Below are 17063 nucleotides of genomic sequence, written 5' to 3'. Positions count from 1 at the left end.
TGGGGGACGGGGGACGGGGGATGGAGACGGGAAACGGGCGCGGGGACGAAGGACGGGCGCGGGGACGGGAAACGGCCCGCGCCCGCCGTCGTCCCGGCCCGCGCCCGCCGTCGTTCCGGTCAGAGCCTGAGCGTCGGGCCGCGCTCGTCGAGCGTGTAGAGGTCGAGAGGACCGAAGGGCGACTGCGGTGCCCTGATCCGCATGAGCGTGTAACGCCCGCCGACCGGTCCGGAGACGGTCACCGTGGCCGGGGAGTGCGCCTCGGATCCGTTGGCGCAGTTGGGCTCGCAGATCCTCTGTGACAGCCGCCCCCGAGCACTGGCCGTCGGCTCACCCCAGTTGGTCCAGATCAGGTCGCTGAGCAGGGCTCCACCATCACCGCAGGCCAGCAGCAGGGTGGCGGGCTCCGACAGGAGCTTGCCCTCGCAGTCGGCGATGGCCCCGGGCTGCCGGGTCCGCCGTGCCTCGGGAGGCCTCGGCACCTGGCTGGTGGGAGCGGCCAGGTCCGTGACGGGGTCACGGTCCGGGGCCGGCCGTTGCGGCGCCTCGTCGCGCGCGTCCGGGGTCGGTTCCCTCGGTGGCTGCTGCTGGGTCGCGGGCGTCTCTATGGTACGGGTCCCGCCGTCGCGTCCCGGTACCAGCAGGATCAGAGCCGCGACCACCGCGATGGCGAGGGCGACGACCACGCCGATGACGAGGGCGGCGGGCCGGATCCTGGCCGCTCCGGGCGGCAAGGAGGCCGTGTCCGGCGCCGTCGGCGGCTCGACGGGAGGCGCGGGCGGCGAGGCGGGACCGGGGCCGGCCGCCGGGCCGCTCTTCACGGCCGGCCGCGCGACCGCCTCCGCCGGGAGCACGCCCACGGGACCGGCGGTCTTCGTCGGCGCGGCACCAGCGGTCTTCGTCGGCACGAGGTCGGCGATCCTCGTCGGCTCGGGGCCGGCCTTGCGTGTCTCCACGTGTCGTACACCGGAGCCATCGGGAGGCGTCTTGCCGTTGGGAGGCGTCTTGCCGTTGCGCTGAAGGGACGTGCGGTGCTGAAGCGACGTGTCGTGCTGAGGCGACGTGTCGTGCTGAAGCACCATGTCGTGTTGAGGTCGTGTCTCGTGCCGAGGTGGCGTTGCGGGCCGAGGTGGCACCGTGTGCTGAGGCGGCACCGTGTCCTGAGGCCGCGTCTCTAACCGGGATGGCCCGGTCTCCTCCGAGTCGGTCGCCATCGAGCGCTTCATCCTGTCCCCCTGACCAGACAAAGTTCCTACGAAGAAGTCTCTTCCTGTCCGGCCCCCCGTGACAAGGCCCCTCCACAGGGCATCACCCGTACCGGTCACCCCTCGACGGGCAGAAGGGCCGCTCGTACGGTGAAGTTGCCCGCCCGGCATCTGCTGAACACCAACTGACCTGCACGGTAAGGCGGTTGGAAATCGTGGCCGCGTACGTACCGCCGGGGCCCGGGAGCCCCTCCCGGGCCCGGTGGCACGACCGGCTCAGATGCCCCTCCCGCCCCTCCCCACCCGTCACCCCTGTTTCTTGCCCCTGTCCCTTGCCCCGTCTGGGCCCAAACCTGAGTTCTCGCCAAGTCGGCCCGAACCCGTAACTTCCGGGCCGGAGTCTCCGCGCCCCTCCCGTGCCACCCCTCCCCGCACCGCTCCCGCCGGTCAGCGGGGTGGCCGGGAGTGTGGCCGGAATTCATGGGCTGTGAACGCGTTCCGGGGGTTCCGGGCGGCCGAAAGGTGTCCCCGGCCGCCCTCACCGCGCCGACCTGGCCCTGCATCGGTTACCCATGAGTAGCGCATGTGTGGCGCAATTCACTCCACCCGGAAGGGGGCTCTGGAAACATCTACGCCAACGGGATCGGGCCATACAGACCGCCGCGGGGGGAGTGGCCATGGGGCTGCTCGGCGATGAGCTGGCGTTCGGGCGGGCCCTGACCGCCTCGGAGTACGAGAGCGTCATGGCCCTGGGACACCGCAAGGAGTACCCGGCCGACACCCCGCTCCTGACCGAGGGCGACAGGACCGGCCATGTCGTGATCGTGCTGCGCGGTTGGGTCACCGTCTCCTGCGCCACCGACCGGGGCGCCACCCGTCTCATACTCGGGCTGCGCGGGCCCGGCGAACTCCTCGGGGAGATGGCCGCGTTGGACAACCATCCGCGCAGCGCGACCGTACGGGCGCTGGGCCCCACGGAGGCGGTGGTCATCGGCGGTGACGCCTTCCGTCGGTTTCTCGCCACCCACCCCCGGGTCAGCGGACTGGTGATCCGGCAGCTGACCTTCCGGTTGCGCAGCGCCGACCAGGAGCGCTCCGCCCTCGCCTCGCTCACCGTCCTGCAGCGCCTGGCGAGCCGGCTCACCGAGCTCTCCCGGGTGGAGGCGTCCGGCGGCCCCTACACGCCCACCGCGCCGGGGCCCGCGCACGTCGGCACCGTCGTCCATCTCGCCCAGGACGAGCTGGCCGCCACCGTCGGCGCGACGCGCGAGGCGGTCGCCAAGGCGCTGCGGCTGCTGCGCACCCAGAAGGTGGTGCGCACCGGTACGCGGATGGTGGAGATCCTCGACCCCGCGCTGCTCGCCCTCCTCGCGGAGGGGCACCGGGAGTAGAGCTCAGCCCCGCCGTGTGTAAACGGCTACAGACGGCCTCCGTCCCGGGCCGCACTCTGGAGGGGACGACCAGTGGAGACGAGCGGGGGGTCACGGGTGGAACTCGGGTTCGATCAGGGCACGTTGGATGCCGGTGAGGCGCGCTACGAGCTGGTGATCAGCGTCGACGCCAGACGTTCCGGGCAGTACGGCGACGCCGAGAAGCCGCTGATGCGGGAGCGGATCTACCGGGTTCTGGAGACCGCGTTCACGCAGGCCCGGGTGGCCCGGGACGCCCTCCACCTGGAGGACCGCGGGGACGGCGTACTGATATCCGTCCCCGGCCGGATCGCGGTGGCGCGGCTGCTCGGGCTGTGGATCGTGGAGGTGCACGAGAACCTGCGCCAGGAGAACCGCTCGCTGCTCGTGCCCCTCGGGTTGCGGGTGGCCATGCACGTGGGTCCCGTCCGGCGCGACGGCCGGGGCATCAGCGGGCACGCCGTCGACCTCACGTGCCGGCTCGCCGACTCCTCCGTCGCCCGGCGGCTGCTCGACCGCGAGCGGGCCGATCTGGTCCTCGCCGTCTCCGACTCCCTCTACCTCGAAGTGGTCGCCGCCGGGGGCAAGTTCATCGATCCCGCCCGGTACGCCCCGGCGCGGCTCACCCTCAAGGAGGGTGAGGTCACCGCCTGGTTCCATCTGCCCGGCCGGCCGAGCCCCGTCATCCGGGAGACCGGTCCGGACGAGCCGGCCACCCCGCCGCCCGTGGGCCCGGCCCCCTTCGTCCTGGCCGACGAGGACGATCACGACGGCGATCACGAGGACGAGGACGAGGACGGCGAGGAGTCCGTCCAGTACCTGGCCCGCAACAACCTGTACGTGCACAGGGACAACGTCTACGAGCAGTCCGTACACATCGGCGACAACATCGGCACCGACCCCCGAAAGGCCTGACCATGGCCGACGAAGCAGCGGCAGAACGGCCGTCCGAGCCCGCACCGCAGAAGCCGAACAACGCCCGCTCCGCCGAGGCGCCCCGCGGCAAGGGCGAACGCGGGGGCGCCCGGGACAGGGAGCGCGGGGGCAGCCGCGACAGGGAACGCGGCGGTGACCGGGACAGAGAGCGCGGGGACGCCCAGGGCGGGGAGCGCGGGGGCGGCCGGGACAGGGAACGCGGGGACGGCCGCGACAGAGAACGCGGCGGTGACCGGGACGACGAGAAGGCGACGGGCTCCGACTCCGCCGACGGGTCCAGGCCCGATTCCGATTCCGATTCCGGCTCCGACTCCGGGTCCGGGTCCGGGTCCGGGTCCGCCGACGACGAAGCCGCCGAGCGGGAGAAGGAGCGCGAGCGCGCCGCCGACCGCTTCAAGGGCCTGACCCGCGACCCGCTCGCCGACGAACAGGGCGAGGACGCGCCGACCGACCTCGCCGCCGCCGCCCGCGCCCGGCGGGCCGGGCAGAAACTGCACATCAGCGGACGGGACCTCACCAGCTTCGACCGGACGAGCATCGGCCAGGCCCACATCGGCGACATCAACGTCTCGCTGGACGCCCGGCGTTCCGGAGCCGCGATGCGCGGCGGGCCGGTCCCCGAGGAGGAGCTGCGGCGGCTGCGGCGGGACCACGTCGCGCCGGATGGTTACGTACGGCTGCGTCGGGCGCTGCAGTCACGCCGGCTCCTGGTGCTCGGCGGCGCGCCCGGCACCGGCCGCACCTGCACCGCCCTGGCCCTGCTGGACGAGGTCACCCGTGAGGGCGCCGGGGGCGGCGACCGGGTGCGCCGCGTCGATCCGGGCGGGGGCGAGGGTGTGCGCGGGCTCGCCGACGAAGTGGCCGGGGAGGTGGCCGGTGGCCGGGCCGGTGGGGCCGGTGGTCGGGGCGGTGACGGGGGCGGTGGGGCCGCCGAAGGGGCCGGTGGTCGGGCCGGTGAGGTGGCCGGTGGTGGGGGCGGTGGGGCCGGTGACGGGGCCGGTGATGCCGGTGACAGGGCCGCCGGGGGGAGCGGTGACGGGGCCGCCGGGGGGATCGGTGAGCGGCGCGGTACGGGGTATCTGCTGGAGCTCGCCCTGGACCGGCCCGGCACACTGCCGCCCGACGAGATGGACCTGGACCGGCTGGCGTCGGTGCTGGCCGAGCGGGGCGCGTACGCGGTGGTCGTCGTGAGCGTCGGGTCGGCGGCCAACCCGATGCTGGCCGGGCGGTACGGCATGATCTGCCCGCCCGCGCCGACCCGCGAGCTGGTCACCACCCGGCTGCGGGAGCGGCTGGAGGAGGAGTACAGCAACGCCGGGGGCGAGGAGGGGGCCCGCACGCCCGGGACCTCGGGAGAAGCCCGTACGCCCGGGAGCGGGGAAGGAGCCCATACGCCTGGGAGCGGGGACGGAGCCCGCGCCCCCGGGACCTCGGACGGAGCCCGCGCCCCCCGCACCTCGGAAGGGGCGCGCACCCCCGCCCGTACAGAAGAACCCCGCCCGCCCGAGCGCGCGGAAGGGGCCGACGCGGACCGCGGCGCGCGCGGTGCCGGGGAGACCAGGCACGCCAGTGGGGCCGGGGAGACCGGGCACGCCCGTAGGGCAGGGGAGACCAGGCACGCCGGTAGGGCAGAGGGGACCGGGCACGCCGGTGGGGCAGGGGTGCCCGGCCGTACGGAAGGAGCCCGTACGACCGGCGACGCCGGTGGGGGTCCCGGGCCGGACCGGGCCGACGAACTCTCCCGGCTCCTCGACCGGGCCGCGCGGCTCTCCGAGGACCCCGACGTCACCGAAGCCGTCGGGCTCACCGACCTGCGGCCCGCCGAGGCCGAGCTGCTCGCCTCGCTGCTGGCCGAACACGTGCTGGGCAACCTCACCCGCGAGGAGCTGCTGTCCGGCTGCCGCAGCCTCGCCGCCGTCCAGGCGTACGAGTGGTTCGCCGGGGTGGACCGGGCCCTGGCCGCCCCGCCCGCCCTGCCCGCACCGGCCGCCGCCGGTGACGGCCGTACGCGCGCGTCCACGCGCTCCGGAACGGCCGCCCTCTTCCACCCGGTGGCCTTCCGGATCGCGCTGGCCGTCCTCGGCGGCGCGTCGCACAGCGCGGTGTCCACCGCCGCCCATCTGCTGACCTGGGAACTCTCCGTACAGAGCGATCCGGACAGCACCCCCTCCCGCCCGCTGTTCTGCGACGACCCGGAGGCCGACCTGGCGCTCTCCCGCGCCCGTTCGGAGGACGGGGTGCTCGACGTGGCGGGCGCCGAGGTGGCCGGTCAGCTGATCTTCTACCGGGGCTCCGCCCTGCCCGCCGCCGTCCTGGCCGAGGTCTGGGACCGGCACTTCCCCGTCCGCGCCCCGGTCGTCCGCTGGCTGCGGCTGCTCGCCGACGACCCGCGGCCCGATGTGTCGGTACGCGCCGCGGTGGCCGCCGGGGAGTTGTCCGTACGGGACTTCGAGCACGGTTTCACCGAGCTGGTCCGCCCTCTCGCCGAGACCCCCTCCTACCGCCGCCGGGTCTTCGCCGCCACCGCGCTGGACCAGGTGGCCGGGCACGCCTCGCATCGCAAGGCGGTCCGCAAGCTGGTCGAGGACTGGTCGCGGTACGGCACGGCGTCGCTGCGCTGGACGGCGGCCATGGCCCTCGGCTACGGCCGGGCGGCCGACTCGATGGACGACACCCTGGACGCGCTGGCCCGGATCGGCGTCCACGACAGCGGAGAACAGCTCGCCGTGGCCTCCCTGAACGTCGTCCGGCTGCTGACGCTCCATCAGAACGACGTCGTACTCAGCCGGTTACGCGCATGGACCGAGCACCGCGGCGAGGAGTACCAGGATCTCGCCCTGGTCGCCATCGTCCGGCTGGCGCTGACGGACGTGGACGACGTCCTGGACGACGAGCCCGGCACCCCGCTGGGCGACCGGGGCGACTGGCCCCTGCTGCTCGCGCTCGTCGCGACCCGGCCCGAACTGACGGGCAGGCTGGCCGACCTGTTCTGGACGGCGCTCAACACCGCGCGGTCCCAGGACGTCGCGCTCGACGCCCTGGAGTCCATGCTGCGCTCCGCCTCGCGCAAGAACGGCAGCGACTGGACGCGGCCGGGGCTGGCGGCGCTGCTGCCCGCCCTGACCGCCGAGGAGCACGACCGGCGACGGCTGGACTGGCTGCTGCGCCGAATGATGAGGGATCAGGACCGTCCGCTCACCGCCGAGCAGGCGAGCGCCCTGTGGTGGCTCGCCGTGCCGGCACGGCAGCGGCGGTCCGACGAGGAGGGAAGTCATGGCTGAGGAGAACGGCGTGGCGGAGGACGGCATGGCGGAGTACGACACGACGGCCCCCGCCGGCCCGTTCCTGCGGGAGTACACGCCGACCGGTTCGTTCCGGCACAGCGGCGCCCGGACCACATCCGTGCTGTTCTACCGGAACGGCGGCTACAGCGTGGCCGGCGTCTCCGGCGTACGCCACTACGACAAGCGGGCGCTGGCGCGGCCCCACACCATCTGCGAGATCGCCACCGGGACCTTCGTCACCACCCTCCAGATGGAGCTGCCGGCCGCCGGCGGGGCGACGTTCTTCAAGGCCGAGGTGGACATCCAGTGGACCGTCGAGGACCCGCACCTGGTGGCGGTCCAGGCGGTCACCGACGTCGCCCAGCGGCTCACCGCGCCGACCCTGGAACGGCTGCGGCAGATCTCCGCCCAGTTCCCGGTGAACCAGGCCGAGAGCGCCAACAGCGCCATCACCCAGCAGTGCGTCTCCGGGCGGTGGAGCGACCTCGGCAGCGATATCGGGCTGCGGGTGCGGCTGTTCGTACGGCTGCGGGTCGACGACCGGACGATCGGCCACGTGGAGAAGGTCCGGGACCAGCAGGGCGCCTCCGCGCTGGCGCGGATGCGCCAGGAGGACTACCTCCGGATGCTGCGCGGCGGGGAGCTGGAGCAGCTCAGCCACATGCTGGCCGCGGACCCCGCGGCGGCCAACAGCTTCCTGGAGAAGATCCGCCAGGAGGGCCGGCAGGACGAGAAGGACCGGGTCGACCGGCTCTTCGACATGGTCGCCAGCGGCCAGATCCCCTCCAGCGAGCTGGACGCCCAGGCGCTCGCCTACCTCAACAGCGAACGCCTCCGCATCCAGGGCCCCGTCGGCTCCCGGCCCGCCCAACGCGCCCCGCGCGAGCTGGAGTCCGGCCGCGATGAGCCGTTCACCCCCGAGTGGGTGGAGGACCGGCCCCCTTCGCGGCCGGCTCGCCGGGACGGTGACGGCCGGGGTGGTGGCGATCGGAGTGGTGACCGCCGGGGTAGTGACGGCCGGGGTGGTGGCGGTCGGGGTGGCGATGGCCGGGGTGGCGATGGTCGGGACGGTGACCGCCGGCGCGCGGACGACCGGCACGCGGACGACCGGCACTCGGACGACCGGCGCGATGACGGCCGGCGCTCGGAAGACCAGCGCCGCGACGACCGGCACCGTGGCGACCGGCGCGCCGGCCCCCGGGACCCAGACCGTCGGACCTCGGAGCGTCGGGACCCGGAGCATCGAGACCCGGACCGCCGAGACCCGGACCGCCGGGACGCAGCCCCCCGGGACGCGGACGGCTGGGACCCGGACGGCTGGCGCACCGAACCCCGGTACGCCGACGACGTACGGGACGCCCGGGACGCCCGGTACGCCGACGACGTACAGGACAGCGCACGGGACGACGTACGAGATGGCGCACGGAGAGACGGCGCACGGAGGGACGGCGTACGGGGAGACGACGTACGGAGGTACGACGCACGGGACCCCGACCCCGATCCGCCCGCACCGCGCGGCCGCACCCGGGACGACGGCTGGGTATGGGCGGCGGACGAATGACCTCAGACGGCACCACACAGACTTCCCCCGCCCCGCCCGACCCCGTGCCGAACGGGGGTCCGCACGGGCCGGACAGGGCGGGGGAACGCATCGCCGAACGGCTGCTGGTCACGGTCCGGGAAGACCTCGGACGGGCCGACTCCAAGGCGGCCGTGCTGCTCTCCGGGGCGCTCGCGCTGCCCGCCTTCCTCATCGGGCGGCACGGCTCCCCGGACTGGCAGGGCCCCGGCGACCTCGCACTGGTCCTCGCGGGCGTGCTGTGGGTGGTCGCGGTGGCCGCTCTGGTCCGCGCGCTCATGCCCCGTACGGGCACGGTCCGCGACCGGGAGGGGGTGACCTACTTCGGGGACCTGCTCGCCCCGTTCGACTACGACCGGCTGGCCGGGCGGATCGCCGAAGCGGGCCGCGACCCGGTCGGCTGGCTGCTCGTCCAAGCCGTGGACGTCAGCGCCATCCTGTCCGCCAAATACCGGGCGATCCGCTGGGCGGTCGCCACGCTCGCCCCGGCGGCGGCCCTGGCCCTGGCCTGGAGCCTGACCGCCCGCTGACCTCCAACCGCCAACCGCCAACCGCCGCCCGCTGACCGCCGACCACCGCCCGTTGACCACCCGCCAACCACCACCCACTAACCGCCACCCACCGCCCAATGACCACCCGCCGACTACCACCCGCCGACCACCACCCACCGCCCGCTGTGCGTGCGCCGCGTCCAGGCGCGCACCCCCAGCACGACGACCAGTCACTCCGCGAGACCAATCACTCCACGTAATCACACAGCCACCACAAGCACCAGGCGCCAGGCACACCACGCAGACACACAGCAACCACACCAAAAGGGGACGGTCGTGCGAACTGACCGAAGAAGAGGCCCGGCCCGCACCCGCCGGGCCGGGCGGGCGGCGCCGGCCGTCCTGGCCTGTGCGGCCGTGCTCATGTCCCTCGCCGCACCGGCCGCCGCCCCCGATCCGCAGCTCGTCGCGGCACCGAAGCCCACCTCCACCGCCGTCAACTACGCGGTCGCCGTCGACCAGTCCGCCAGCCTCGCGCCCGAGGACATCAAGGCGGAGAAGGCCGCGGCCGCCCGGATCGCGCTCGGGGGCGTCTCGGCGGCCTCGCACATCACCGTGTTCGGCTTCGCCGCCGCCGAGTCCGCCGACCAGCGCGCGGTGGACCCCGTCTGCCCCCGGACCAAGCTGGACGCGGCCGGGCGCGAGTCGATCGGGGCCTGTGTGGACAAGCTGCGCAGCCGTAAGAAGGACGAGGGCACCGGTACGGACTTCCCGACCGCGATACGCCAGGGGGTGCACGACCTGAGCTCGGGCACCGACCCGTCGGTCCCCCGGGTCCTGTTCCTGCTGACCGACGGGAAGATGGACGTCTCCGGCAGCGACAAGTACGGGGACGAGGCTCACCGCGAGGCCGAGGGCGAGCGGCAGCTAAAGGTGGAGCTGAAGAACGCCGCCGCCAAGAACGTACAGATCTGGCCCCTCGGCTTCGGCTCCGCCCCGGACAAGGCGCAGCTCGACCGGATGGCCGCCGGGGGCTACCAGAAGGGCTGCGTCGACCTGCCGTCCGCCAAGCCCACGGCCCGCAAGGTCTCCGGGGCCAAGGACGTCGGCCCGGCGCTGGAGCGGATCTTCGCCGCCGCCCACTGCATGCGTTACGGGCCGGGGCCGAGCAAGCGGCCCCCCGCCGTCCTGCCGATCACCATCTCCCCGCTGGCGACCGTGGGCAGCATCGTCGTCGACAAGGGCGATGCCGAGGTGAGCGTCACCTACATCGACCCGCTCGGCAACAAGGTGCCGACGACGGGGAAGTTCAACGACTCGGTCTTCGAACTCGCGGGCGGCGGCTCCACGGTGGAGGCGCTGAAGATCATCGACCCGGTGCCCGGCGTCTGGAAGGTCGATGTGAAGGCCCCCGAGGGCCACCGTTCGCTCCCCGTCGCCGTCAGCGTCCTGTGGCAGGGGGAGCTGCGCGGCTCCATCACCATGGACCCGCCCTCCCCGCAGGCCGGGCAGAAGGCGACCGTGACGATGCGGCTGCTGACCCGCGAGGGGTACGAGATCAAGGACCCGGCCGACTACGCCGGTCTGAAGGTCTCCAGCGCCCTGACCGGCGACGGCTTCGCCCCCCTGCCCCTGCGCCTGGCCGACGACGGCAAGGGCGCGGACCCGAGCGCGAGCGACGGCTCGTTCACCGGTTCGGTCACGGTCCCCGAGAGCGCGAACGGGGCCCTGAAGGTCCGCGGCACCCTCACCGCGTCCGGCCTCAGCGCCGACACCCGCAGCGAGGGCGGCCAGGTCTCCCCCGGCACCCTCCCGGTCACCGCGGCCCTCAGCCCCGTCCGGGGCGAGGGCCACCCCGGCGACACGGTCACCGCCAACCTCTCGGTGACCAACACCACCGACGCCCCGCACACGTTGCGGCTCTCGCTCGCCGACGTACGCGCCGGGCTGCTCACCCTGAGCCCCACCGAGATCGTGGTGGAGCCCGGCGCGTCCGCCACCCACGAGGTCAAGATCCGCATCGGCCAGGAGAGCGCCTTCGAGGGGCCGCTCCACCGCCACGATCCGACCGGCGTCGGTGCGACCCTCGCCGTCCACGACGCCACCGACGACGACCGGGTCCTGGAGCGCGCCCCGCTCTCCGTCCAGGTCACCCGGGAAGGCACCTTCCTGGAGCGGTACCGGTGGGCGCTGGCCGGGGGCGCCGCCGTGCTCGTCGTCGGCGTCCTGCTCACGCTGGCCTGGCTCCGGCAGCGCCGGATCCGCCGCGACCCGTACGGGCTGATGCTCCACCTCATCGCCGAGGACGGCACGGTGCTGGGCGTCCACAAGGCCGGGCACGGCCAGAAGCAGTGGTACGCCTTCGACATCGCCGAGGCCCACAGCAACCCGCGGATCGAGCGGCGCCCCTACGGCCAGTACGCGGTGCAGCGCAGCCTCGAGGGCGGCGCGGTGATCCGCAGGAACAGCGGCACCCGGAGCCGGACCCGGCTCACCACGACCGACCAGGTCGAACTCACCGACCGGCTGAGCCTCGCCCTGGGCCCGGAACCCACCCGCGACAGCCCCCGTCCCCCCGAGGCCGACCCCGAGGGCTCCGGGGCACCGGGGGACGCCACCACCGGACCCCACGACGACTACCTGTGAAGCGCGCGGTGCCGCCCCCCTCCGCCGGGGACGGCACCGCACCGCAGCCCCGGCGGGCCCCGTCGGACCACGACGGAGGCCGCGCCAGCCCCGGCGGACCACGGCGGACGCCATCCAGCCCCGACAGACCTCGGCCGACGGACCTCAGCGGACGCACCCCGGCGGACGCACCCCGGCGGCGGCACGACAGACCCCGGCGCCCGTACGGGTGCGAGGCCTCGCACCCGTACACGTACGCCCCTAGACGAACCGGCCCCCTTGCGGCCGACAGCGGGAGGAACCCCATGAAGATCTTCCAGCCGATGCTCTTCGTCGGCCTGGGCGGGACCGGCGGCCTGGTCGGCGCCGAGCTCGAACGCCGGCTCCGCGTGGACCTGTGCGGCCCCGACGGCACCGCCCTCCAGCACATCGGGGGCCTGGCCCCCTACCAACTCCCCGACTGCCTCCAGTTCGTGTACGCGGACTTCAGCGAGTCCGACCTCCAGCGGCTGCCCCAGTTCAACGTGGACCCGGCGCTGCGCCCCGCGTACGCCCGGACCTCGCGGGCCACCCACAACCTCCTGCCGAACTTCGACAGTTCGCCGGAGGTCACCCGGATGCTGCGGGCCAGCCTGCGCGACGAGGTCGCCGGCTGGCTGCCGCCACGGGACGACGAACCGCGCGTCACCCCGCTGCACAACGGCGCCGGACAGCTCCCCACGGTGGGGCGCGCCGCGCTCTTCGCGACGCTGCGGCACTCCCTCCAGCCGGTCCTGGAGCCCCTCGTCCAGGCGATCGACGCCATCGCCAAGTCCGCCGGTGAGCTGAGCGAACTGGGCGGCGGCCGGGTCACGGGCTGCGATGTGTTCGTCGCGTTCTCGGTCGCGGGCGGCACCGGGGCCGGGATCTTCCTGGACTATCTGCACCTGATCAACCAGGCGTTCCGCATGCGCCGCTTCAACGGCGTGAAGATCTACCCGCTCGTCGTGATGCCGTCCTCGTTCCCCGCCTCGACCGGAGGCGGCCGCGAGGCCGAACTCAACGCCGCCCGCTCGCTGGTCGACCTGTTCCGGCTGGTCGACGGGCAGAACGCGCCGACCGCCGGCTCGGAGATCGGCGACCTCGACCAGGACACCGGCCTCGGCATCCGCTACCCCGGCACCACCCCGATCCGGCTGCGCACCGGCATCCTGCCGACCGCGTTCCTCTTCGGCCCCACCGCGGGCATCCGCCAGGACGACCTGCGCCGCTCCATCGTCTCGCTGGTCATGTCGCTGATCGGCACCGAACTGGGCGACGGCCGCTCCCGGGGCCGGTCGATGGCCGCCGACGACGACTTCCAGACCTTCGCCGCCAGTTTCATCAACCGCGGCGTCCACCGCAGCGCCCTCTCCCCCACCGGCATCGGCCGGCGCGGCGTCTCCACCAGCCTGGTGGCCTCCATGACCGCCCCCATGGACCAACTGGCCGACCTGGTGGCCGGCCGGCTGCTGCGGGTGGCGGTCACCGATCTGATCGAACGGCCCCGCAACGCGGGCAAGGACGACGCCGTGCCGCTGGTCCGCCGCCTCTTCGCCGACTCCCAGCTCGAAGAGCTCTGGGAGCGCAAGCAGCTGACCATCGAGGACCCCCAGCCGCTGCCGCACGGCGGCAAGGCGATCGAGCAGGCGCTCAACGACCGCCTCGGGGACATGCAGCGGCAGCTCTCCGAACTCCGGGCCGTCGCCGACCGCCAGACCGCGTCGATGGCGGCCCGGTTCAGCCCGCGCCCGGCCATCGACAAACTCCTCCGGGACGTCGACCCGTTCCTCGCCGAACGCCTGGTCAAGGGCGTCCCCGACAGTGAGGACGAGATCGCCCGGCTCGGCTTCCTGGGCATGCTCGCCGCCCGCGCCCGCGCCCCCCGGCGGCCGGGGGGCGTCACCGACCAGCCGCCGAAGACGCCCCGGATCAAGGGCCGTCTCGCCGGGATGTCCCCGGCCCGGTGGGGCGACGACGACGTCCGGGCCGCCCTCCAGGCCCAGGACAGCTGGTACCGCTGGCGCAGCCGGACCATCTGGCACGAGGCCTGGCGCGACCAGCAGCAGCGCTGGCAGCAGCAGGCGGAGCGCGCGGGCGCCGACCTCACCCGGCTGGTCAACGCCTTCCGCAAGCAGGCCGACCAGGAGCGCAAGATCTCCCAGCAGAAGGGCATGGAGCTGTACGAGGACCGCACCGGGATCTCGTACCTGCTGCCGCCGCAGCGCAACCTCAACCACTTCTACGAGGACGTCGTCGCCCGGCTCGTCCGCAAGGAGGGGCTCCGCGACGGCGCCCACGAGGCGTCGCTGCTGCTGCGGATGGTCGACGGGGACACCTGGCAGGACGTCCACCAGCGGAGCCTGCGCAACCCCGACGGGGCGGTCGGCACCGTCAAGGCGCGCCTGGAGGGCCGCATCACCCGGCTCTTCGCGGAGAACGGCGCGCAGTTGGAGGAGCGGCCGCTGCTGCCGTCGATGAGCACCCTGCTGGCGGCCGCCGCCGGTGACGCGGAGGCCGCCGAGCGGGTCAGCAAGGAGGCGCTGGACCTGTTCAACCGCAAGCTCACCGGCCTGCTGCCGGTCGGGTTCACCCCGGAGGGCACCGGACCGCTGCGGGTCCTCGTCACCTACCCGCGGGTCCAGGCGGTGGAGGAGGTGCAGGAGTACCTCACCAAGGCGCTGCGGCTGCCCTCCGACGCGAAGAACGCCGTCGAGTACCGGGGCGTGGAGAGCGACTCGATCACCGTCGTCCTCTTCCGCAGCGAGATGAGCCTCACCGAGGTCCCCGAGGCCCGCAAGGTGCTCCGCCAGTGGGCCAGGGCCAAGAACGACGAGCAGCCCCACGACGTGCTGCGCTGGCGTCAGCGGCTGGGGTACGAGGACGACTGGATGGTCAGCAGCGAGGAGGACCGGCGCACCATCCTGCACCGCCTGCTGTGCTGCCTGTGGAACGGCCAGGTGGACGTGTTGGAGGGCGACACCGCCTCGCCCTCCCGGGTGCGGCTGCGGCTGTTCCCGGAGAAAGGCCCCGGCGTCCCCGGCGTACAGCTGCGGCTCGGGGACTTCCCCGGCGGCATCTCCAGCTGGTCGGAGCTGCTGCGCGCCTACGAGCGGTGGACGGTGCTCGACGAGGAGCAGACCGTCGGGGACTACTGCCGCAAGCTGATGTCGGCCCAGCCGCTGGGCCTCACCCGGGCCGGTACCGCGCCGCACCCGATGTTCGTCGAGCTCGTCGAGCGCGTCGCCCCGCGCCAGCTGGAGCTGCTGGCGGAGCGCCGGGAGCGCGGCGGACCGCGGGTGGACGGCTGGATCCAGCCGCTGTGGGAGTTCTGGGCGGTGACCCTGCCCGCGGCCCTGGACGCCGAGTTCGGGGACCGGCGCGCGATCCAGCCGACGCTGCGGACCCTGCTGGAACACGTACGCGGCGGCACCCCGCGACCGCCCCGCCCCCGGCCCGCCCCGGAGCACCGGCGCCCGGCGGCGGACGACGAGGACTGGGGGACGTCCGCCCCGGTCACCGACGACCGTCTCCGCGACGACCACCCCCGGGAGGACCGTCTCCGCGACGAGCCTCGGCCCGGCTCCCGGTCCGGGGAGTACGAGTACGCGTACGGGACGGGGGACGACCGGAAGGACCCGGAGGACCGGTACGGCGCCGGGGGCGCGCAGGAGGACCGGTACGGCATGAACGGTGCGCGGGACGGGCGGTACGAGTCCGGGGAACGGCACGAGCCGGGCGAGCGGTACGGGGACGGGAGCGGGCACGAGCCGGGCGAGGGGTACGGGTCCGAAGGACCGTACGGGGGCGACCGGTACAACGGGAACGACCGGTACAACGGGAACGACCGCTTCACCCAGGACAGCCGTGACGACCGAGAGGACCGGGGCGACCGGGGCAGCCGTGACGACCGGTTCGGCGCCGGGCCGGGGCCGGTGGACGACCGGTTCCACGCCGATCCGGGGCCCGTGGACGACCGGTTCGCCGCCGGACGAACGCCGGTGGACGACCGGTTCGACGCGTACGGCACCGCCGACACGCGGGAGGACCGCTTCACCGAGGACCGCTTCCGCGACGACCACCCCGCCGAAGGCCGCCCCGCCGAAGGCCGCCCCGCCGAGGGTCGCCCCGCCGAACGCCGGCCCTCCGACGACCGGTACACCGACAACCCGCCCACCGACAACCGCTACACCGAAGACCGCCCCGCCGAGGGTCGCCCCACCGACGACCGGTACACCGACAGCCCGACCGCCGACGACCGCTACACCGAGCCCTGGCCCGCCGACAGCAGGTTCGGCGACGAGGGCGGCTCCGGGCGTGACCCGTACGCGGACAGCGACGACGGCGCCGCCGGGCGCTCGTACCGGAACGGGGGCGCACAGTGACGTTCCCCGACACCACCACCGCCGTCGTCCATCTCGACCTGCGCGCCGGCGCCGCCGCCCTGGCCACGGCGCAGGCCGTACGCGACCGGGTGGCCGAGCAGCTCGGCCGGGCCGGGCTGCCGGAACCGGACTACCCGTTGTTCCTGGTCACCGACACGCCCGCCGGGCTGACCGACCACCAGCTCCAGTACGAACTGCTCTCCGGCTACCGGGCGGTGGGCGACATCCGGATCCTGGTGCTGCTGGTGGGCAGCGCCCCCGGTTCGTACGCCGGCGGGGCGGAGGCGTACGAACCGGACCGCCGGCTGGTACGCCCCACGACGCTGCGGGCGTCCACGACCGGCCTGGTGTGGGCCGGTGACCTCCGTTCCGCCCGGACCGCCCTGGAACGGCCCGAGCCGGACGACCCCGGTGCGCTGGCCGTCCTGGTGGACCTGCTGTCGGTCCCCGATGTCTTCGTCCGGGTCCTGGAGGACCTCAAGGCGCTGCCCGACTCCGTGGCCGCGCCCGGCGTCCGGCTGCTGGAGCAGGACCTGCCGCCCGAGGTCAGGGACCGGGCCTGGCGGGACGCGCTGACCCGGTTCGCGGGGCAGGACACCGGGGGCGGGAGCCCGGTGACCCTGCCCCCGGCCGGCCGGCTGCCCGAACCGCTGGGGGCGCTCGTCGCCGGCCGGGAGGGGCGCGGCCACGGGCACCGGCAGCCGAACGGCCCGGCGGACCTCGCACACCGGACCTGCGCGGACTCCCTGGACCGCGTCGACGAGGACCTCGTCGCGCTGGGGGCCTTCCCCGGTCTGCTGAGCCCCGCCCGGCGGGAGGCGCTGGAGGCGGACCTGGAGCGGGCGCGCGAGGATCTGGGCGCGTTCCGGGCCCTGGTGGAGCGGGCGCTCCAGGGCGGCGGCAGCGGTGCGGCCGCCCCCACCGCGGAGGCCGCCGCCCGGCTCGGCGCGCTCGGGCTGCGGGTGCCCCCGGCCGAGAGCGCGGGCGAGCGGGTCGGGGAGGGCCTGCGCGAGCTGGCGCGCACGCTGCTGGGCGAGGGGCTGGCGCTGCGGTCGGTGGCCCAGCACTTCACCGCGCTGGCCGGACGCGGGGGGGCGGGGGCCCGCGCCCCCCCCCCGGCACCGCCCCACC

8 protein-coding genes and 1 pseudogene are annotated in these 17063 nt (G+C 74.4%); 8 read left to right on the top strand and 1 reads right to left on the bottom strand.

What is annotated here, in order from left to right; translation table 11 throughout:
• Positions 1 to 119: 119 nt before the first annotated feature.
• Positions 120 to 956: a hypothetical protein gene (locus AB0917_RS22720; RefSeq protein WP_366821445.1), complete on the bottom strand. Its 837-nt coding sequence runs from the start codon at positions 954 to 956 to the stop codon at positions 120 to 122.
• A gap of 926 nt (positions 957 to 1882) precedes the next feature.
• Between AB0917_RS22720 and AB0917_RS22715 the strand changes: the two genes are divergently transcribed.
• From AB0917_RS22715 to AB0917_RS22680, 8 genes and pseudogenes are all read left to right on the top strand, one after another.
• Complete coding sequence (locus tag AB0917_RS22715) at positions 1883 to 2596, top strand: Crp/Fnr family transcriptional regulator (protein ID WP_366821444.1); 714 nt, start codon at positions 1883 to 1885, stop codon at positions 2594 to 2596.
• Between the two features lie 96 nt (positions 2597 to 2692).
• Complete coding sequence (locus AB0917_RS22710; protein ID WP_366821443.1) at positions 2693 to 3529, top strand: hypothetical protein; 837 nt, start codon at positions 2693 to 2695, stop codon at positions 3527 to 3529.
• A gap of 2 nt (positions 3530 to 3531) precedes the next feature.
• Positions 3532 to 6831, top strand: coding sequence for a hypothetical protein (locus AB0917_RS22705; RefSeq protein ID WP_366821442.1), 3300 nt, complete (start codon positions 3532 to 3534; stop codon positions 6829 to 6831).
• The gene (locus tag AB0917_RS22700) at positions 6824 to 8395 is read left to right on the top strand and encodes a hypothetical protein (RefSeq protein ID WP_366821441.1); all 1572 of its coding nucleotides are present in this window, start codon (positions 6824 to 6826) and stop codon (positions 8393 to 8395) included. The genes AB0917_RS22705 and AB0917_RS22700 overlap by 8 nt, the downstream gene beginning before the upstream one ends.
• Entirely contained in the window at positions 8392 to 8943 is a 552-nt protein-coding gene (locus AB0917_RS22695) for a Pycsar system effector family protein (protein ID WP_366821440.1), read from the top strand. The genes AB0917_RS22700 and AB0917_RS22695 overlap by 4 nt, the downstream gene beginning before the upstream one ends.
• 297 nt (positions 8944 to 9240) lie before the next feature.
• Entirely contained in the window at positions 9241 to 11550 is a 2310-nt protein-coding gene (locus tag AB0917_RS22690; RefSeq protein WP_366821438.1) for a VWA domain-containing protein, read from the top strand.
• 284 nt (positions 11551 to 11834) lie between these two features.
• On the top strand, positions 11835 to 15932 hold the full coding sequence (locus tag AB0917_RS22685) for a tubulin-like doman-containing protein (protein WP_366821437.1): 4098 nt from the start codon (positions 11835 to 11837) through the stop codon (positions 15930 to 15932).
• Positions 15929 to 17063, top strand: a pseudogene (locus AB0917_RS22680) (hypothetical protein); the annotation flags it as partial. The gene AB0917_RS22685 and the pseudogene AB0917_RS22680, both read left to right, overlap by 4 nt.

The organism is Streptomyces sp. NPDC007346, assembly GCF_040703535.1.
GTDB lineage: Bacteria > Actinomycetota > Actinomycetes > Streptomycetales > Streptomycetaceae > Streptomyces.
This window is presented reverse-complemented; position numbering and strand designations above follow the sequence as displayed.